The sequence below is a fragment of the Sphaerochaeta sp. S2 genome (assembly GCF_016406725.1).
In the GTDB taxonomy this organism is placed as follows: domain Bacteria; phylum Spirochaetota; class Spirochaetia; order Sphaerochaetales; family Sphaerochaetaceae; genus Sphaerochaeta.
Window position 1 is genome coordinate 1 of record NZ_JAEKNT010000283.1, and the last position, 19381, is coordinate 19381.

Below are 19381 nucleotides of genomic sequence, written 5' to 3' on the forward strand. Positions count from 1 at the left end.
CCCCTATCCTGGACCTGCTCAGCTACCGCCTCACCGGCAGTATCGTGCTCAACCTCATCGATGGTTTCCATACCATACAGCCCTTTTACCAGGTCCTGGAGACGAAGGGTATCAAGCGGTTGCTTTGGGATATAACTGGTTTGGCTGCTGTTGGTGGGGGTAATGAACTGCAGTTGGGTCAGGAGTCCAAGGAATCCCTGCAACCGATTGTATGGGATTGCGAGGCGGTCGAGCAGCTCCTTGGTGGAGGTAGCACCCTTCCCCTCACGAAAATTGTTCCCGATGAGCATCATGATATTGGTTCCTTCAGATAACTGCAGTGCCGGACTTTGGGGCAGCCCACGAAAACTGGAAACATCTGGCCTGAACTGATGCACATAGGCAAGCTCTACACTGAAGAAGACCGTTGCCCAAAAAACATAACAGAAGAACAAGAACAGGAAGATGGCTGCAAATGATCCATAGATGACAGAGAACCTGCTCGCCATTGAGGTAAGCAGAGAGGTCAGCTTGCTGAATACATTAATCACCAACAACCCTGCAATGCTCCCAAGAATTGCTGAATCGAAACGGACCCTTGTATTGGGAACAAGGTATATGAGCAGGAAAATAACCAAGGCCACGATGAAGCTCGGGGCAATGGCTTCGACTGCAACAGACCACCTACCCAGGGTCACCCCTATCAGATTGAGGTACCAGGAAGTGAGAATGGATTGTGCACTTACATATGCTGCAAGCAACAAGGTTGCCACAATCAAGAATGAAATATAGCCTGCAAAGCGTTTCAGGGCGTTTCGACTTCTGCTTGAACGGTATATCCGATTGATCACAATCCATACCTTATTGATCAAGAGAACCATGGTAATGAGGAAGGATATAAGCCCAACAACTCCCAAACTGGTCGCATTACGGGTGTACTGGGTCAGGAGAATCATCAACTGTCCACCTGCCTCCTCTCCTGCCAGTTCAGTGAACCACTGGGAGAGAAAACTCACCAATGGTTCCATAACACCAAAAGCATTGAAGAAGGTGAAGAGGAAGGTTGCAGCAGGTACAATGGCCAAAAGCGTGGAGTAGACCAACCCCGAAGCAGAGTTGAGAAAGTTATCTTTCATGGCCTGTCTAAACACGGCTGAGAAAAAGGTACTCAGCCGCTTAAGATTCTGCTGAACGATACTCTTATAAGACATGGTTACAGCCTCTGCTTCATCCAGGAATAGAGGTATTGTGCCGTCTGCTCCCTATTGGTTTCCTGCAATAATTCATGCCGTGCACCTTCAACCAAATTCAGGGTGATATCAGAAATGCCACAACTACGATAGAGCTCATAGACTTTGCGCACTCCTTTGGAGAACCCTCCTACTGGATCCTCACTACCACTGATGATCAAGAGCGATAGATCTGAGGGGAGTTTCTTCGCCTTCTCAGCATCATTGGCAATCTCCACCCCATCCAACAAGTCAGCAAAGAAACCCGAGGTGCAGACAAATCCACACAAAGGATCCTCTATATACTTCGCTACTTGTTCAGCATCCCTACTCAGCCAATCGAATGAGGTCTTTGCGTCAGGGATCTTCTTGTTGTATGCACCAAAACTCATTTTATCCAGTTGTGCATCGGGATGCTTTGAACCATGTTTACTGACATGACTGCGGGCAATCATCTTGCCAATCTTTCCAAGTAACCCTTGGGAAGCACCGGTACCCATAAGCATGACACCATCAAAAAGGTCAGAGTATTGCACCATGAGACTTCTTGCCAGGAATGACCCCATACTATGGCCAAGCAAGAAAAGACTGTGACTGGGATATTCAGCTAGGATGATATTCGTCAACTCATAGGCATCTTTCACCACCCGTTGCCAACCATCACGCTCGGCAAACCAGCCAAGGGTTTCCCCTTCATTTTTCACAGTCTCTCCATGACCACGATGATCAGGAGCATAGACGGCAATGCCCTTGGAATTCAGAAATGTAGCGAATGCATCATATCGGAGGCTATGCTCAGCCATGCCATGAAGAATGAGAAGAACAGCCTCAACCTTTGACCCCTCTGGAACCCATACGCGATACATTACGCGTTTCCCATCGCTGCAAGACAGCTCACGGATGGTAGCCATTTGAGCCTCCTTCCCTATATATTTTTTTATATAATTCTCGTATTATACTACCAGTATTATTCATACATCACAAGAAGCATTTGCCTTTAGCAAAGAAAATTCAGGAGATTTCATGTCCAATACTCTCTTGCTTGCCAGCGATGTACATGGCTCGATTGATGCACTCTCTCTTCTTGACCAACGAGCACGTGAGCACCAAGCAGAATCTATTCTGATCGCTGGTGATCTCTGTCCCTCTGGTCACACACATTTTCAGATACTACTCAGAAATATTCCACAACTATTCCTGGTAAGGGGTAACTGTGACAGCAGCTATGACTTCAGCAATGCAGGAATGCCACTTCCTCCCCAGAAAAGACGAATCGACTGGCAGGGACGAACCATATTCATGACCCACGGGGATAGGATTCACTCCCCTTTTGGCCAGAACCTGAAACCAGGAGACATTTTTATCAGCGGTCATACCCACACGCCAAAACTCCAGAGGGGAGAGGATGGGGTCATCTGGGTGAACCCTGGGTCAACAACCTACCCAAGAACACCCCTCGGTCCTACCTTCGCACTATTGGATGAAGAGGGGATCAGTATACGTTCTCTCACTGATGACCAACCAATTGCCGGCCTTCAATATCATTTTCTCCCAAGTGCCGACCAGTAAGCATCAAGCAACCGTGCCAAGGGAACTACCTGGGCTGAACGAAAATTGCTTTTCCCATTAACCAACAATTGGTCAGGGAGCGATCCATAGCGACCCTCACGCTGCAGAAGTCTGTCATCAAGAGTTGTTTGCAGATGCAAAGCCTCGTCTCCATAGGAGCGTATGGCATGTGCACTGATCTCATAACCCTCTCCCAATGAAGCTAACAAGGCCAACCTTGAGAAGTTCCTTCTTGCAAATGAGAAATGCGGGAAGTGAAAGAGTCGATGATTGAAACTGGGAAGCGTAACCCAAGGACACAAACCTACACTTTCACAGGCATAGGTGAGCTTCTGTACATATAGAGCCCAGGAAACAAGGCGGTGCTCCCTCCCCCTATGGTAGTGATTCCCCCATAACATCTCTCCTAGTACCACACTTCTCCTTCCAATGGATACAAGCAGAGCTTGCACCGGGAGTGCACGATAGTCATAGGGAGGCAAGGGTAATCCATCAACCATGAAAGCATGCTCTGATCCCCCATACTGATTCACCAGTGCACTGAGCCCTATACCCAGTTGCTCTCCAGACCCTCTTCTATAGGCAATGGCATCAAGAAGACGGAGGTAGAGCACCGCTGTTGAACGCTGCAAGTCGGGAAGGAAGCTAAGCTTCCCTTCCCTTCGGCATGATCTTGCCCAAGCAAGCACTGCTCCGGTACTCACTACTTCCAGACCATTTTCCAAACAACGGTGGGCTACCTGTTGTACACTTCTGCTGTCAAAGAGTTCCAGATTGGAACCCAGTGCCATTGCACTTTCCAAATCCAGAGGGGCATTGTTCTGGCATATAGGGAACGAGGGATCATCAAGGGGAATACCTTTCGGTACACTACGGGTACATAGTCCCCAAAGCCTTCCATCGACGCGCATGGAGTAGGTGTCAATTGCAGCCCATCCATGATGGTTTGCTTCGGAAAGCAATGCGATTGACCCCTCCTGGGCTATCATCTTTCCCATTCTGGTCTTTCCAAGATCCTTCAGATAGGATTGGTTCAGGAGACCCAATCTATGGGAATCATATGCTTCCCTGCCATGACTATGAGGAGACAACGTAAAAAACTTGATATTCTTCATCCCGCAGACACAACCAACCCCGCCTTGGGTTATATTCTGGTTGTTTGCATAGAGAGAGGCAAAGGGCACAAAGTGTTCGCCTGCAGGGCCTATGACAACCATGTGCTCTTTCCCAACTTTCTTTGCAACTTCGACTGTGGTGAGATTATGATATGTCTCAGCATCGCTGAAGGTTACTTCCCCATCAGCAATGGAAAAGCTGCATAACTTTCTGCTTCGGCCGGTTATCACCAATGCAGCGTATCCACAACCTACAATGGCTCCTGAGAGAGAAGATGTTGCGCTGGATACTGAAAGCGCCCCAGTAACAGGACTCTTGGTTACAACGGTGAAGGAGTTGCAGTAGCTCAGTGGTGTGTCAACTGCAGCACCAGGTGCAAATACAACAGGATTACCCCGCTCATAGCACTCCTCCTCCAGCTGGTCATATTCAGCAAAACGGTCCCAGAGCATCAGGGCAAGCAACCTCCCTCCGAGGTAGCGCTTTGCTTCTTCCTCTTCCATCGGTATGCTTGTATATGTTTCTGATTCCAAATCTATATGTAGTATGAAACGTTGGCGATAGGGAAACGCCAGATGAAGCTTCTTCCTCATGTACAAAAGGTACCTACCTCCCAGTCGGCTGTCAATCCAGAATCATGACCCTGGACTAAAACAGCAGTATAGCACAAACCCGACAAAAACGCTTTACTCTTGTTTACGGGCAGACCACCTTGTATTATAGCAACATGAAGAGCATTACCGTAACCATCAAACAACAACATCTGGAACTCCCCACTGGAGCCACCGTAGAAGAGGCCTTGGTTGAGGCAAAGGTGGTCGAATCATGCAAAGAACAGGCCTATAGAGAAAACCCGTATATTGGAGCCTTGGTGAACCATGAACTCCACTCTTGCTCGAGGTCCTTGGTTGCAGATTGTACCCTTGAACCGGTACGGCTTTTTGGAGATATGGGAAAGAGGATGTACCGACACTCCCTCTGCTATCTTCTCTGTGCTGCTGTCTCCATGCTCTACCCCAATCGGAGATTGGTTATAGGACACTCCCTTGGTGATGGGTATTATTTCAGTTTTGACGATGACCTTACCCTGAACAATGCAGATATCAAAGCTATAGAAAAGGCCATGCACTCCTTGGTTGATCAAAACCTCCCCATTGAGGAGGTCTTGCTCCCCTATGAGAAAGCACTCTCTTACTTTGAGAACAACCACCATGAACAGACAGCTGCACTACTCTCCACCCGCAATGACCCCAAGGTAAATCTCTATCGATTGCAGGGCTATATGGATGTCTCATACGAACCTTTGCTCAGCAAGACAGGCCTGATGCAGGTCTGGGAACTCAAGCCATATCAGGAGCGTGGGATGCTTCTGCGCTATCCACGTTCACACAATGTCATTGGACTTGACCCCTTCGTTGACAATCCACTGCTTTTCTCCATCTATCGGGAGTATAAGGCTTGGGGCTCCATTCTCAATGTCCAGTCATTGGGCCAGCTTAATCAGATGGGCAACCAGAACACGGTTGAGTCCTTCATTCGACTTGCTGAAGCATTGCAACAAAAGAAGATAGCAAGTATCGCCGACCAAATACACCTACATAGCAGTGTAAAAGCAGTCCTCATCGCTGGGCCTTCCTCATCAGGCAAGACCACATTCGCCCATAAGCTGTCGATCCAATTACAGGTCCTGGGAAAGAAAACCATCAAGATATCGTTGGACAACTACTATCTTCCCCCAGATCAAGCACCCAAGGATGAGGAAGGGAAGCCTGATCTTGAGGCTCTTGAGGCACTTGATGTTGCCCATTTCCAAGAGGATTTGGCAAATCTCTTTGCAAAGAAGGAAGTACACTTACCGCTCTATGATTTCAAGACACTCACCCGTACCTATGAGGAGCAACCCGTACACCTGGATAAGCGTACCATCTTGATCATTGAGGGCATTCATGGAATGAATCCCAAGCTGACCGCTAGCTTGGATAAGGAGTTGCTCTTCAGGGTCTATATCTCGGCCTTGACCCAACTGAATCTCGATGACCACAACCGAATCAGCACCACGGACAACCGGATCATACGGCGTATGATCCGTGACAACAGAACTCGTGGGGCAAATGCAACAGCCACCTTGAATATGTGGCCTTCCGTGGAACGGGGAGAAAACAAGTACATCTTCCCATACCAGAACAATGCCAATGTCATGATCAATAGTGCATTGGACTATGAACTGGGGGTACTCACCACCTACGCACAACCGTTGCTGAAAATGGTGAAACCCTCAGCAGGTGCTGCCTATGAGACAGCAAGAAGATTGCTCAGGTTCTTGGAGCATGTCAATCCGATTCCCGATACCTTGGTACCCGAGGACTCCTTACTCAGGGAGTTCATTGGGGGAAGTAAGTTCGGGGTTGTTTGAGTAGATAGGAGATTCTACATGGAAATCTATGAGGAACGTACATTGAATATTCAGCATCTTGAGAGTCGGCTGAAGAGCAAGGTATTAGTATATGAAAAATCTCGCACCAACCTTGGCAGTTGTACGATTGCCATGATCAAGGCAGGAGAGAAACGGTATCTCATTGCCTCTGGTTCTGGTCCGATATTCGAGGAACTGGAAGGAGACGCAGAACAGAATTGCAAAATCTGCCCACTGAACCACGAGAATCGCCTGGTCTTGAATACGTATCTGCCGTTTACACATCCGGTTGCAAACACAACCAAGCGCCCGTCCATTGGCTTGGGAGACCGCCTCGGCGTGGCCACCCCTGGACATATCAGGGCACTGGAGGGAACCTCGGTTTTCCCCATTTTTGCACAACAGAGCATCAGGGAATTGAACTTCACCAACAGGACCTTCAATGATGTGATCGATGCCGCTTCATATGCAGTCTTCCAAGAGGGGTATACCTATGGTTTTGGTGCCGATGGTGACCACTTGAAAAAGAGCGAGGAGATCAAGAAAGCCCTGGATGACGGCGCTACCATGATCACCCTGGACTCATCAGAACAGATAGACCCCACCATCCAGAACCTGGATGATGAAGCACTTCTTGCACGCTATGAAGCATTGGACAGTGAGATACGGGAGGTATATGAGGGTTTATATGCGGAACAGGAGTTTTCAATCGGAACCTCAACACTGAAGCTTGACCTACCCACGTTAAGACGCGATATCCTGACTTACCATAAAGCGCTCGATTTCATACAGATCATCTATGAACAGCATATATTGCACTCAGAGCGGCCGATAGACTTTGAAATTTCCATTGATGAAACTGACACCCCAACCGACCCGAAGAGCCATCTTTTCATTGCGAAAGAACTCAAACGGCGGCATGTGATCATCTCTACCCTTGCTCCTCGGTTTGTAGGGGAATTCCAGAAGGGCATCGACTATATCGGTGACACTGCTGAGTTCGAGAGACAACTGGTCTTGCATGTTGCTATTGCAAAGCTGTACCGCTACCGACTCAGCATCCACTCAGGCAGTGACAAATTTTCCATCTTTCCCATACTAGCCGGGACGATCAAGGGAAGCTTCCATGTAAAGACAGCGGGTACCAATTGGCTTGAAGCGGTTCGCTTGGTCGCCCAAAAGGATCCCGCTCTCTATCGGAGGATGCATGCACATGCAATCAACCGTTTTGGCGATGCAAAGGCTTTCTATCATGTTACCACTGATATTGGGAAGATCCCGGAACTGGAGTCAATGAAAGATGAGGACCTACCCTCCTACCTCAACGATGACAATGCCCGGCAGTTGCTTCATATCACCTACGGGTATCTGCTTGAGGATGAGGATAAAGAAGGAAAGAAACTGTTCAAGGATGACTTCTTTAGTTTGATTTCCAAGGAAGAAGAGCATTACAAACAATTGCTCAATACTCATATAAGCAGACATCTTTCCTTGCTTGAATTCAAGAAGTAAACAAGATACTCAGAGAGAAGGCGGCCCAAGGGCCGCCTTTTCATGTGTATGTGAGGATAGGTTCTTATACGTTATAGATGTGCTTGAACTCATCAAACAGATCACTGACCTGTTGCTTGCACTTTCCACAGACCGTGCCAAACTCGGTAATCTCCTGCAGCTGTTCCAGGGTCTTTGCTTCCCCTCGCTTCACAAGATCCTCAATCTGTACATCGGTAACTCCCTTGCACTCGCAGATGGTTTTTGCCACATTGCTTTTGAAAGGATTGTCACGTTCCGCTTTCTCAAGATAGTCATCAATTGCCGCCCTGAGTGCTTTGTCTCCCAGAACTGAACAGTGGAACTTATGTTCAGGCAGTCCGCCAAGTGCTTCGGTGATCATATCGGGGGAGAGGTTGTAGGCTTCCTCCAAACTCATCCCAATTGCCAGCTCACTCATCATGGAGGTGCTCGCGATTGCAGAGGCACAACCATAGGTAAGCCACCTCAGGTCAGCTATTGTATCATTCTCGACCTTGATCAAAACCTGCATCTGGTCGCCACAGGCCAAGGAACCGACTTCACCGATTCCATCTGCCTGGAAATTTTCTTCTTCTTGCCAGGTATTCCTGGGATTCATAAAATGGTCTTTCACCACTGGGGTGTAGACCCATTGACTCATAAAGTTGGTCATCGTGTGGACATCTCCCTTAATCGCTTGATAATCGGCGGTAGTTTCTCCAGTACATAGGCAACATCTTCTTCGGTGTTGTACCTTCCAAAACTGAACCGTATTGAGCCGTGGGCCAGCTCGATATCCACTCCGGAGGCCAGTAATACGTAACTGGGTTCAAGCGACCCACTTGCGCAGGCACTCCCTGTGGAAACCATTATTCCTTCCATGTCGAGATAGAGCAGTATCGATTCCCCTTCTGCATGGGGGAATGATACATCGAGGGTTCCGGGAAGGCAGTGCTCTTGGTTCCCGTTCACCACCACATTGGGAATACGCTCCTCAATGCCCACTCTTAACATCTCCCTGAGAGCCCAAAGTTTCTTGCTCTCTTCCTCAAGGTCACGTTCAGCAAGGGCAGCGGCAACCCCGATACCAACAATGGATGCTGTATTATAGGTTCCTGCACGCTTCCCTCCCTCCTGATGGCCACCATGGACCAGAGGGGTGTGTGGTGCTTTTGGCTTTACCGCCAACACTCCGATACCTTTTGGACCATAGAACTTGTGTCCAGAAAGGCTGAGATAATCGACATCCCAAGAGCGCATCGAGACAGGGATTTTTCCGATTGCCTGTGTTGCATCGGTATGCATATATGCCCCTACCTCATGGGCAAGCTGGGCGATTTCCTTCACCGGTTGGATGGTACCAATCTCATTGTTCCCTGCCATGACAGAGACTAAGGCGACATCTTCACCAAGATAAGTCTTCATCACTTCCGGGTCTACCCGTCCACTTCCATCAACTGGACACTCATCAACCTTGTATCCAAGATTCCTAAGATACTTCACCAACTCGTTGATCGAAGGGTGTTCAATGGTTGTGGTCACAATTCGGTTACGTTTCGATCCTAGGTCGATACGCTCACGAAAGATATTGAATACGGTATTATTCGATTCACTGGCCCCGCTGGTGAAAACAATCGACGATGGATCGCAATCAATCAAGGAGGCAAGTGCTTTCCTGCTTTCTTCTATTGCCATGGCGGCTTCACGACCATAGCTATGCATGCTCGATGCATTCCCAAAAAGGATATTGGCTTCGTGTACAGCCTCGATTACATCCTCATGCATGGGGGTGGTCGCATTGTTGTCCAAATAAATGGTCTTCTGTTCCATAATTAACCTCATAGAAAACGATAGTGACAGGTACCCCTTAGGGTCAAGCCACACTGCTGTTACGCGTTGAATACCTCGTAAAGATCGCTTTCATCTGAGTCCTCATCAGGACAGGTCTTGCTATGGATGAATCGAAGGATTCTCCTTTTAGCAAAACGAATATGGAATCTACGTGCCCATTGTACATAGGCACAGTTTTCATGGAGATATGATGCAAACATTGCCCGAATCGGCGTCATTTTTTTGCATCGGGTTGATTGGCTGAAGCGTTCAGCGTAAATTTTGCACTGTTTTGTCTCAGGATCAAAATGCTCACACCAGCTGTCCAGGTCAATGACTAACTCACGACCATAGACTGCTTTCTCGTGGCAGCAAAGCCCACACTTGTGGCATTTGTTCTCCCAATTCTTACCCACAGCTCTCCCCCTTGCTCAATGATTCAAGCTTGGTCTGGGATGCCGTATGCACCGGGGGAAGGATGGAGATTGCAGTAACACTGATATATCCCTCTCGCACGGCTTGGAAATCACTACCCTTGGTGTCACAACGTTGAATCGGTTGTACACCCCCCTTCATGGAAAGCACCACAGAGGTACCAAAACGTACTGTTGCAGTGTCATAGTAGCGGGTTTTCTCTTGTTGTTTTGTCTGTACTGCATCATGGTAGTCGAGATAGCTCAATACTCCACTCTTCCACTTTCCATTCCCCTCTCCAGGGGCATTGATATTGATGATGCACTCACTGCTCGTGAGAGGATAAAAATCCTCGAGATGTTGTACCACAAAGTCCGCAGTACGCTGGAAGGGGTAAGAACCATCTTCGCTTCTTGCACAACTGACTGCCATGGACCGCAATCCAGTCAAAGCAGCCTCTCTGGCAGCCCCAACAGTGCCCGAGTACAGGATATCTGTGGAAATATTAAAGCCATGGTTGATTCCGCTGATGACCAAATCTGGTTCTCCTGGGAATATCTTGCCTTTTGAAGCATAGAGAATGCAATCTGCTGGAGTTCCACTACAATGATACCGGTTCTGACCATATTCAGTGATGGTTATATCTTCACGAAGCGTCATTGAGTGGCTACTCGCACTTCGCTCAGAATCGGGAGCACATACCCACACCTCATGACCAGCTCGTAGTAGAGCATCACTGAGTGTGTTCAGTCCTTCACTTTGATATCCATCATCATTTGTCAGTAGTATCTTCATTAATGCGCTTGAAACACAACCTTTGCAGAATCGCTTCCCTCAAATACATACCAACGAGGGTGAAATCCAAAGATGTGCTCATAGTCCTCCAGACGACCAATATAACTTGGAAGTGCTTGTTTACTCAAGAGGACCATGATATTACCGCTGAAACCGTTTGATACCTGAACCGATCCAAGACATCCACCAAGTTCACCAGCTCGCTTGGTGAGCCAATCTACCTCAGGACAGGTTACTTCAAGAAGGTCCCTGAGCCCAGCCTGGACACGATTCATCATCTTCCCATAGGGTACAGCATCCTTCTCAGTGAGCAATGATGCAGCATCGTTGGCGAGCCTGGATTCCATCAGGATATACTCACAGATGTGGCGGTCTTCCTCATCCAATGGCACCACACGGCCAGAAAGGTCACTCTCTGGAAAGTCCCGCATGAATCCACCACTCTTGTACTCACTTAGTTTCTCAAACGCACGCTTGATAGCTTTTCTCTTGCTTCTGATCTCTTCCCTCATCGCATTCGGGGAAATCTTGCTATCCACGATGATTGCCACATACTCTTCATTCTTGTTGGTGAACGGGAAAGGCAACTCCTTGTAGGTCACATGCTGAAGATCATAGAACAGTACGATCTCCTTCTTTCCATTGAGCATGGTAAGAAGATCACTGATGGAACATACTTCATTATTGAATGTCGTACATGCCTGATAGGCGATTCTTATCTGGGAGGAAAAACTGAGCTTAAGACCAAGCAATGCATCAAGGGCAAGGCAGGTACCAAGCGAGCATGCAGTACTCACCATCTGGGTATCAGCATGGAGGAGGCTCCCTTCAACAGTTATATTCATACCTGTGAAATCAGTCCCTTCACTTGCAAGAACCGAGAAAACCGCTTTCAGGAAATTCCCCCATCGGTCTTCCTTGCGATACTTGATATTATTCAAAGAGAATCGCTTCCGGTCATTGAGGGTTGGGTTGTACAACCTTACGAGTTGGTCATCTCGGTAAGAGATAGCAACATACAGCGAGGAGTGATCGGTTCCCACCAAGGACCATCCTCGACATGCGTCCGCGTAACTACCAAGCAAGGTACATGTTCCAGGTACCTGCGCAATCACCAGCGGAGAATCGCCGTATTCCTTGATGTGTTGTTTTCTGATGTTGTCCATGCCCCAACCTAATTTTTATGGGTCAATTTTAGGATACTTGTCGGCATAATGCAACAAAAAACCTACTTTTGTATAATTTGGGACTCGTGCATTTCCCCACATGACCAACAAATGCGTGAACAGGAATCCAAAACTTACAAAAAACCCCCTTTCCTGGGTACTCCAAAAAAGAGGGTCTCTTGTATCACTAGACAGGATAATAAATCTGGTTAATTGTTCAAGCCATAGCGCTTCTTGAAGCGTTCGATACGACCGGCAGTATCAACCATCTTCTGGGTTCCAGTAAAGAAGGGGTGACAAGCGGAGCAAATTTCAACTTCAAGGTTCTTTGCGGTTGTCTTGGTCGTGATTACATTGCCACATGAGCAACGAACTTCTTTCATTTCATAACGGGGATGAATTCCATCTTTCATTTTGGGTCCTCCAAGGATATGTGTTCTGCTGGCTGTAGGCAGCAGACAAGTTTCTCTTTATCTCTTCCTGGTCTCTAGTATGCTGCCGAATTCGAAGGAATACCGGTATTGATAGAACGCAAGAACGACTCATTATCCTTTGTCTTCCGAATTTTGTCAATGAGGAACGGAGTCATCTCTTGATCGTCCATATCATTGACAGCATTACGCATAAGCCAGATTCTGGCAGCTTCATCAGAAGGCAACAATAGGTCTTCACGACGGGTCCCACTCTTCTTGATGTTGATTGCTGGGAAGAGTCGCTTGTCCGCAAGACGACGGTCCAGGATGATTTCGTTGTTACCGGTTCCCTTGAATTCCTCAAAGATAACCTCATCCATTCTCGAACCTGTCTCGATCAAACCAGTGGCAACTATGGTAAGGCTACCACCAAATTCAATATTTCTTGCAGCACCAAAGAATCTCTTTGGTTTGTGCAGTGCATTCGAGTCCACACCACCACTGAGTATCTTTCCACTTGCAGGAACTGTCTGGTTATAGGCACGTGCAAGTCGAGTAATGGAGTCCAGAAGGATAACTACATCCTTCTTGTGTTCAACGAGCCGTTTTGCTTTTTCAATCACCATCTCAGCTACCTGCACATGTCTGCTGGCTTGCTCGTCAAAGGTGGAGGCAATTACCTCACCATTGACATGACGACGCATGTCAGTGACTTCCTCAGGGCGTTCATCAACCAACAGGACCATCAGGACCACTTCAGGATGATTCGTACTGATGGAGTTTGCAATCTTCTGAAGAAGCACTGTCTTACCTGTACGGGGAGGGGCAACGATCAAGGAACGTTGGCCCTTTCCGATAGGACAGAACATGTCAATAATCCTTGTCGACATATCCTCTTCAGCTGTCTCCAGCTTAAGTCTTTGGTCAGGGAACAAAGGAGTCAGGCTATCAAAAGGTACGCGCATTTTTGCGGTAATTGGCTCATCACCATTTACCTTCAATATTTTCAGGATGGCAAAGAACCGTTCATTCTCACGTGGAGTCCGGACCTGTCCATATACCACATCACCGGTCTTCAGATAAAGACTCTTGATCTGGGCGGGAGAGACGTAAACATCTTCCAACCCTGAGAGATAGCTGTTTGAGGGGGAACGGAGGAATCCAAATCCGTCTGGAAGAATCTCCAAGGTACCTGTTCCCACAATTACTCCGCCACTTGCGGTATGCAAGCGAAGAATTTCTGCAACAATTTCCTGCTTGCGCAAATCCAGGATGGTATCTGGATTCAGCCCACGTTCCAAACCTACCTTGCGAAGTTCGTCAATGGATAGGGTGGTGAAATCTTCAAGCACCAGGACAGGAGCTTCTGGATGTTCTTCAATACTTATATCATTAGAAGACTCGTCTTGATGATTCGGCCGTCCACCCCTATTGGAACCAAAGCTCTGGCTCTTTGGATAGGACCCTTTTGGATGGTTTCTGTTCTGGGAATTTCGGTTATTTCTATTGTTATAGGGTTTGCGATGGTTCTGGTTCGGGTTTTGGTTCTGACTCTTCTGCTCCTGCTTGTATTGTGCAGGAGGACGGGAAGTATCCACAGGTTGTTCCTGTTCAGGAGCAGGACTGTTCTGTTTATCCTCCAACTCGAGTTGAGGTTGGTTAGAATCAGAAGAACTTTTTTTTGCTGCACTCTTGTCAGATTCGCTCTTTTTTGGTCTCCCTCGACGTTTTTTTGGCTCAGGAGCATCCTGTGTCTCCACTTTCTGCTCAGCCACATCACTCGTGCTTTCAGGTGCTTTCGCTCCTACAGGGCTCTTTTTTCGGGTCACGCGCCGCATCGGCTTCTTTACAGATTCCTGCTCAGATGAAACAGCCACGCTGGCTTCATTAAACTCTAATTCTTCGGAAGACATAGGATTAACTCCAACGGAAAAGGGGAAATGTGTTGCACCTCATCTATATAAAGGTGCACCTAGTGCCCAGTTCCTTAATTTGTAATACAGAATGTAAGAATATGCGGAATTGGAACGTACTTACTGATAATTCTTTCCGCTGTTTGGTTCTTTAAATATATTGCCACTTCTTAACAGTGTCAAGCAAGCAGGCTCCTTTGATGTATTGGCTTGCAAGAATTAATGCCATTACCGAGGCTCTTCTTCTTACCGAATCCCTCCCGTAGGATGAGATATGTACTTGTACCGCTGCACTCTCCCGAGTTTTTGAGGCAAATCCAAACCATACAGTTCCTACCGGCTTTTCAGCTGTCCCTCCATCAGGTCCGGCAATACCACTTACCGAGAGTGCCCAATCAGTTCCCGAGACACGCCTCATTCCTTCAGCCATCTCCAGAACGCATGCTTCACTGACTGCCCCATATTGATCCAGAGTCTCATCTCGTACACCAAGCAAGTGCTTCTTTGCCTCATTCGCATAGCTTGCAACCCCACCCCAGAACCATGAAGAACTACCGGCCTGGTCGGTGAGTAGCTTTGCAATGTAACCGGAAGTACAACTCTCAGCTGTGCTTATCGTTTCTCCACGTTCTTCAAGCAACGAAGTGAGCAAGCTAGAAGGCTGGACGTCTCCATCCACCACCAGACAATCCCCTACCAATGACCGAAGACGGTTTGCCATCTCTGTTCGGTCAGCTTCACTGCTATCGACAAGATACAAACTTATCTTTAGGTCCTGGAACCGGGTACCCCACTGCATTCCGTTGAAGGAAATGGACTTACAGAGCTCTTCCAGTTTTGATTCAGGGATAAGGAATGTAGAATACTCGCTACGAGAAAAATCGTCATGCCCGATCAATTGGGCAAGCCAGGGGATTACCTGGTCAAAGAACATGGGATTCATCTCCCTAGGAGGTCCTGGCATTGCCACACAGGCAATCTGTCGTCCCCCATCGGGTATGAATCCTTTGAATCCAGGGGCGGTCCCCAGTGGGTTTGGGATGAGCTCAAAACCCTGGGGGATCATGGTCTGTTGTTCATTGGCTCCCCAGATCCGCTGTCCAATTCGTGCATACAGAGTATCGAATGCTTCCTGGTTACGGACCAGGGGAACCTTGGCAAGATTGGCAACAATGGTACGAGTCATATCGTCACTGGTTGGCCCAAGCCCTCCAGTCATCACTACCAGATCACAATTATCGATGCAGTCCCTTAGGACATCTCCGATGGTACCATCATCAGGGACAAGCACCATCCGATCAACACGATACCCCAACTGGGTCAACTGACTTGAGATGACTTGGGTATGGCGGTCAGCAATGACCCCCCGAGTCAATTCGGTTCCAATGATAAAGAGTGCAGCACTGGTATAGGTCATTCTGGTTTCTGCCTGTCCTTGGTGAAATATCGATACAAACGATACAGCATACCTCCTGCAAGAAGGATTGCTGATAGATAGACGGTTAGATATGCAAACCAATTCACATACCGGGTATAGATGGTGTTCCCGTGCGATTCCCCGCTGAATACCGGTACATCATAGATATGGTAGCCAACGGTAAAGGGTTCCATAGGATCAACAATCTTTCCAGTAACATCAATCACACAGGTCATTCCGCTATTGGTGCCGCGAACTGTGGTTCTTCGGTTCTCAATGGATCGGAAGACAGCCAAACCAAGGTGTTGCATCTCAGCCGAGACTGCTTTCGACCAACCATCATTGGTCATGTTTACGATGACATCAGCTCCACTGGCAACAAAGTCAGCGTTCAGATACCCGAAGACATCCTCGAAGCAGATTGGGGTAGAGAACTTCACCCCCTCCTCAGTCTCAAACACCACAGGTTCATAGCCGGTCTCCCACCAGTTATAATCATTTGCAAGCAGGAGATTATAGAGCCATGGCATCTGCTTTTCATAGGGGAAGTGTTCTGTGAAGGGCACCAGATGTTGCTTTCTATAGGTGTTCTTGATCCTTCCATCTTCAAAGAATATGACTGTGTTGTAATCGGTACGGTTCCATGAGCCATCCTCACTGAAAGCTGGCTTACTGGGGTCTTCAATGACTCCCTCAGGGTTACCCGTTACCAAGGGAATGGGAAGCGACTTACCGAATTCAACAAACTCCTCTACCAAGGCGGATGTTGCAGGGTCGGAAGGATAGTTTTCATGCCAAGCTACTGATGGGACAAAGGCAGTCTCAGACCAGAGAATAATATCGGGGTCTTCGCTCAATGCCTCCAGGCTCATCTTACGTAACGTGTTGAAGTTCCGCTTGTAGGTGGCATACCCGCCCTCCCAGGTATCTGCACTATGCTGAATGGTAGCCACTCGCCAGGTTTTATCGGGTTCCTGGGCATTCCAATAAGCCATGGAAGCAAACCCGAAGATCAAGGTTGCAAGGAGAGCTATCCCATAGGCAGTGATAAAAGCGAGGTGTTCCTTCAAATACCCCTTCAGGGAGTACTCCCGGTCATTGAACCAACGGTGAAGATATGCACCAAGGAAAGTCTGAGGCATCACCAATAAGAAGGTGACTCCCCAGATTCCAAAAATTTCGGAAATCTGGATAAGAGGAAGATAACGGTAGACGGCCGACCCCAGGGTCCCATAAGGGTACCCCGCAAACCAATCCTGACTCAGATAAGAGTATGCGACCCACACCAAGGCTTCAACCAAATACCCGTATTTCTTGAACAGTTTCTGCGCTGCCTTAAGTACGGGGAAGAGCATCAGCATCTCCCCTCCCTTGATAATCGGGACGATCAGGATTGCAAGGGGGTGGAACGTCTTGAGCCAGTAGTTGAAGAAGAGATAGAACATGAATCCGTAAAAGAATCCATAGATTGGTGTCAACTTCCAGCTTGTGTTCCTGATTACCGCAAATACAGGAATCAGTGATACCATTGCGACAAACCCAATGCCATTGGCCGAAATGAGACCAGGGAAGGCAATTGAGTAGATAAATGCCGATACTAATAACACAAGAACCTCAGAACAAACCGTTCTGAGGTTCCGTCTTGCATGCAAGTCAACCAAGAGATTTTCTCCTAATTATTGGAAACGTAGAAGGTTATTCCTTCTCAGTCTTATTATCACGCAAATCCCACACATAGTCCTTGAGTTCTTTGCCTGGACGGAAAATGGCAACTCCATGTGTTTCGACGGCAACAATGGCGCCAGTCTTTGGATTACGCGCTCTTTCACGGCCCTTGCGAGTGCGAACCTCAAATGTTCCAAATCCACGAAGCTCAATGACCTGATCATTCCGGAGACCGTTTTTCACTTCTTCAAAGAACTCGTCAATGATTGTATGAATGTCGGCCCTATTCAGTCCATGCTTCTCATGGAGACTCTCGATTATGGCTGCTTTTGTCAACTTTGGTCCTGCCATGGTTACTCCTTAAACACGTTCTATACGCATGTTTACATACCGATCAACAATCGGTACGTTCATCATTCTGACTTACTGATTATACAGCAGCCTGATCAGTCATCTTATTGAAACGGCTCTGCAATCTGGATTTCTTGCGGTTGGCTGTGTTGTGGTGGATGACACCCTTTCCGGCAGTTGAATCAAGCAGCTTGAGACTTAAAGCCAAAGCAGCAGCGGCAGCTTCCTTGTCTCCGGCAGTTACAGCAGAATCAAATTTCTTGATTGCGGTGCGCATAGTGCTCTTGGTTGCGCGGTTTCTCATTTTCCGGACTTGGCTCTGTCGCTCTCTTTTTTCAGCAGACCTGTTAATCACGTAATACCTCCAAACATATTACCTTGAATACGTATTTCATTTATTAAAGTTGAGGTCGGCAACAAAGTGCCGACGGTCTAAAAACATATCACAGTCTATAAAATGGGTCAATACAATGCTTTATATCAATTTGACAAAAATTCGTTCGCAAACTCCTTATCAAGCTCCCATCGCTTGGTGTCAATATTGAAAAATACCGCATTCTGCGGGATGGTAAGTATTCTTCCTTCACTTCCACTGAGCATGATACGTTTCGACAGTATGTTAACTTCATGAACTTTCATCAAGTCATAGCCAACCTTTAATTTGCTTCCCTCGGGAGGATAGTTACGTTTTTCCTCCACATAGAAATCATATTCATAGGAAAGGCAACAAAGCAATCTCCCACAAGGTCCTGAAATCTTCATGGAATTCAGTGAGAGATTTTGCTCCTTGGCCATCTTTATGGAAACTGGGTTGAGCTTGTCTGTCACGCTATGGCAACAATAATCACGCCCACAGACAGCAAGACCTCCAAGCACCCGGCTCTCATCCCTGACACCGATTTGTCTCAGTTCGATTCGGATACGGAAGACAGAAACCAAATCCTTGACCAATTCACGGAAGTCCACACGAACATCTGCAGTGAAAAAGAAAATAATCTTCGGTTCTCCAAGCAGGAAGTGGGCGGTTACCAGTTTCATATCAAGCTTGTGATGAGCGATCTTCTCTCTGCAGATTCGCATCGCTTCATCCTCTTTCTCTGATTGCTCCTGGTAGCGACTCATATCTGAGGGAGTCGCAAGACGGTCAATCCACACAACATCACCTGAGATATCAACCTCTTCAGGTTCTCTTGGGGGATTGCACCCAGCACAGGATTCGCACGGGTCCTCATCTTTTTCTGGGGAGTAGGAAGGCAACGCTTCCTCCGGCTCCCCTGCATAAATCTCTTCTCTCTCTTCCTTGGGAAGACAGGATTCTGCATGAAAACATGCAGATCTCGGTTGATCACAACCGGGTTCATAGGACTTCCCCAGTTGGTCTGCAGCGGAGACGATGACCCCAAGATCAAGTCCATAACGGGTGGGAGCAACCACTGAGGTTCCTGGATACAACACAGAATCCCAAGCACAGATGCTCATCTCATTTGAAGAAGGGTTCTTAACCAAATATATATAGCCTCTTGATGGCCGGTTCTTCTGGACACGGCTATCGGCATTCGTTCGTTCTCGTTTCATCTATATCCTTTGCCATTTGATCGT

At 47.6% G+C, this 19381-nt stretch carries 18 protein-coding genes; 3 read left to right on the forward strand and 15 right to left on the reverse strand.

Going from position 1 to position 19381, the window contains the following annotated elements; translation table 11 throughout:
• Positions 1-1190, reverse strand: a 1190-nt coding sequence (locus tag JF818_RS08175) for a YihY/virulence factor BrkB family protein (protein ID WP_198891529.1), incomplete at its 3' end; no start/stop codon positions are given.
• 2 nt (positions 1191-1192) lie between these two features.
• A complete protein-coding gene (locus JF818_RS08180) occupies positions 1193-2119 on the reverse strand; it encodes an alpha/beta hydrolase (RefSeq protein WP_198891530.1) in 927 nt (308 codons plus the stop codon).
• A gap of 112 nt (positions 2120-2231) precedes the next feature.
• Here JF818_RS08180 and JF818_RS08185 point away from each other — a divergent pair, with 112 nt between their 5' ends.
• Positions 2232-2777, forward strand: a complete 546-nt coding sequence (locus tag JF818_RS08185) for a YfcE family phosphodiesterase (protein WP_198891531.1) — start codon at positions 2232-2234, stop codon at positions 2775-2777.
• Here JF818_RS08185 and JF818_RS08190 read toward each other — a convergent pair.
• Entirely contained in the window at positions 2750-4486 is a 1737-nt protein-coding gene (locus JF818_RS08190; protein WP_198891532.1) for an aldehyde ferredoxin oxidoreductase N-terminal domain-containing protein, read from the reverse strand. The two genes, JF818_RS08185 and JF818_RS08190, sit on opposite strands and share 28 nt — an antisense overlap.
• Before the next feature lie 134 nt (positions 4487-4620).
• Between JF818_RS08190 and JF818_RS08195 the strand changes: the two genes are divergently transcribed.
• Positions 4621-6306, forward strand: a complete 1686-nt coding sequence (locus tag JF818_RS08195; protein ID WP_198891533.1) for a nucleoside kinase — start codon at positions 4621-4623, stop codon at positions 6304-6306.
• Positions 6307-6324: 18 nt separating this feature from the next.
• Positions 6325-7818 (forward strand): tagaturonate epimerase family protein, encoded by a 1494-nt coding sequence (locus JF818_RS08200; protein ID WP_198891534.1) that lies wholly within the window; start codon positions 6325-6327, stop codon positions 7816-7818.
• Positions 7819-7882: 64 nt separating this feature from the next.
• Here the strand turns inward: JF818_RS08200 and JF818_RS08205 are convergent, their stop codons facing one another.
• The 12 genes from JF818_RS08205 to JF818_RS08260 form a co-directional block, all read right to left on the reverse strand.
• Positions 7883-8491 carry an iron-sulfur cluster assembly scaffold protein gene (locus JF818_RS08205; RefSeq protein WP_198891535.1) on the reverse strand — a complete coding sequence of 203 codons (609 nt, stop codon included), beginning with the start codon at positions 8489-8491 and terminating at the stop codon, positions 7883-7885.
• Positions 8488-9648, reverse strand: coding sequence for a cysteine desulfurase family protein (locus JF818_RS08210; RefSeq protein ID WP_198891536.1), 1161 nt, complete (start codon positions 9646-9648; stop codon positions 8488-8490). The genes JF818_RS08205 and JF818_RS08210 overlap by 4 nt, the downstream gene beginning before the upstream one ends.
• Positions 9649-9707: 59 nt before the next feature.
• Positions 9708-10064, reverse strand: a complete 357-nt coding sequence (locus tag JF818_RS08215; protein ID WP_198891537.1) for a hypothetical protein — start codon at positions 10062-10064, stop codon at positions 9708-9710.
• A complete protein-coding gene (surE, locus tag JF818_RS08220) occupies positions 10057-10857 on the reverse strand; it encodes a 5'/3'-nucleotidase SurE (protein ID WP_198891538.1) in 801 nt (266 codons plus the stop codon). The genes JF818_RS08215 and surE overlap by 8 nt, the downstream gene beginning before the upstream one ends.
• Positions 10857-12023: a galactokinase gene (locus tag JF818_RS08225; RefSeq protein WP_198891539.1), complete on the reverse strand. Its 1167-nt coding sequence runs from the start codon at positions 12021-12023 to the stop codon at positions 10857-10859. Before JF818_RS08225 ends, surE begins: the two co-directional genes overlap by 1 nt.
• 209 nt (positions 12024-12232) lie before the next feature.
• Entirely contained in the window at positions 12233-12436 is a 204-nt protein-coding gene (gene rpmE / locus JF818_RS08230; RefSeq protein ID WP_198891540.1) for a 50S ribosomal protein L31, read from the reverse strand.
• Between the two features lie 74 nt (positions 12437-12510).
• Complete coding sequence (rho, locus tag JF818_RS08235; RefSeq protein ID WP_198891541.1) at positions 12511-14349, reverse strand: transcription termination factor Rho; 1839 nt, start codon at positions 14347-14349, stop codon at positions 12511-12513.
• Positions 14350-14500: 151 nt separating this feature from the next.
• Positions 14501-15766: a nicotinamide-nucleotide amidohydrolase family protein gene (locus JF818_RS16540; RefSeq protein ID WP_198891542.1), complete on the reverse strand. Its 1266-nt coding sequence runs from the start codon at positions 15764-15766 to the stop codon at positions 14501-14503.
• A complete protein-coding gene (gene lnt, locus JF818_RS08245; RefSeq protein ID WP_198891543.1) occupies positions 15763-17427 on the reverse strand; it encodes an apolipoprotein N-acyltransferase in 1665 nt (554 codons plus the stop codon). The genes JF818_RS16540 and lnt overlap by 4 nt, the downstream gene beginning before the upstream one ends.
• 34 nt (positions 17428-17461) lie before the next feature.
• The gene (locus JF818_RS08250; RefSeq protein ID WP_198891544.1) at positions 17462-17782 is read right to left on the reverse strand and encodes an HU family DNA-binding protein; all 321 of its coding nucleotides are present in this window, start codon (positions 17780-17782) and stop codon (positions 17462-17464) included.
• Between the two features lie 79 nt (positions 17783-17861).
• Positions 17862-18137 carry a 30S ribosomal protein S20 gene (rpsT, locus tag JF818_RS08255; protein WP_198891545.1) on the reverse strand — a complete coding sequence of 92 codons (276 nt, stop codon included), beginning with the start codon at positions 18135-18137 and terminating at the stop codon, positions 17862-17864.
• Positions 18138-18262: 125 nt separating this feature from the next.
• Positions 18263-19357: a regulatory iron-sulfur-containing complex subunit RicT gene (locus JF818_RS08260; RefSeq protein ID WP_198891546.1), complete on the reverse strand. Its 1095-nt coding sequence runs from the start codon at positions 19355-19357 to the stop codon at positions 18263-18265.
• Positions 19358-19381 lie beyond the last annotated feature (24 nt).

What these genes read in the sequence shown, in the direction of transcription:
- rho (WP_198891541.1), bottom strand. Translation starts at nt 14,349, where the DNA reads ATGTCTTCCGAAGAATTAGAGTTTAATGAAGCCAGCGTGGCTGTTTCA.
- JF818_RS08180 (WP_198891530.1), bottom strand. Translation starts at nt 2,119, where the DNA reads ATGGCTACCATCCGTGAGCTGTCTTGCAGCGATGGGAAACGCGTAATG.
- JF818_RS08195 (WP_198891533.1), top strand. Translation starts at nt 4,621, where the DNA reads ATGAAGAGCATTACCGTAACCATCAAACAACAACATCTGGAACTCCCC.
- surE (WP_198891538.1), bottom strand. Translation starts at nt 10,857, where the DNA reads ATGAAGATACTACTGACAAATGATGATGGATATCAAAGTGAAGGACTG.
- JF818_RS08205 (WP_198891535.1), bottom strand. Translation starts at nt 8,491, where the DNA reads ATGACCAACTTTATGAGTCAATGGGTCTACACCCCAGTGGTGAAAGAC.
- JF818_RS08190 (WP_198891532.1), bottom strand. Translation starts at nt 4,486, where the DNA reads ATGAGGAAGAAGCTTCATCTGGCGTTTCCCTATCGCCAACGTTTCATA.
- JF818_RS08185 (WP_198891531.1), top strand. Translation starts at nt 2,232, where the DNA reads ATGTCCAATACTCTCTTGCTTGCCAGCGATGTACATGGCTCGATTGAT.
- JF818_RS08225 (WP_198891539.1), bottom strand. Translation starts at nt 12,023, where the DNA reads ATGGACAACATCAGAAAACAACACATCAAGGAATACGGCGATTCTCCG.
- JF818_RS08210 (WP_198891536.1), bottom strand. Translation starts at nt 9,648, where the DNA reads ATGGAACAGAAGACCATTTATTTGGACAACAATGCGACCACCCCCATG.
- JF818_RS08260 (WP_198891546.1), bottom strand. Translation starts at nt 19,357, where the DNA reads ATGAAACGAGAACGAACGAATGCCGATAGCCGTGTCCAGAAGAACCGG.
- rpmE (WP_198891540.1), bottom strand. Translation starts at nt 12,436, where the DNA reads ATGAAAGATGGAATTCATCCCCGTTATGAAATGAAAGAAGTTCGTTGC.
- JF818_RS16540 (WP_198891542.1), bottom strand. Translation starts at nt 15,766, where the DNA reads ATGACCTATACCAGTGCTGCACTCTTTATCATTGGAACCGAATTGACT.
- JF818_RS08200 (WP_198891534.1), top strand. Translation starts at nt 6,325, where the DNA reads ATGGAAATCTATGAGGAACGTACATTGAATATTCAGCATCTTGAGAGT.
- JF818_RS08250 (WP_198891544.1), bottom strand. Translation starts at nt 17,782, where the DNA reads ATGGCAGGACCAAAGTTGACAAAAGCAGCCATAATCGAGAGTCTCCAT.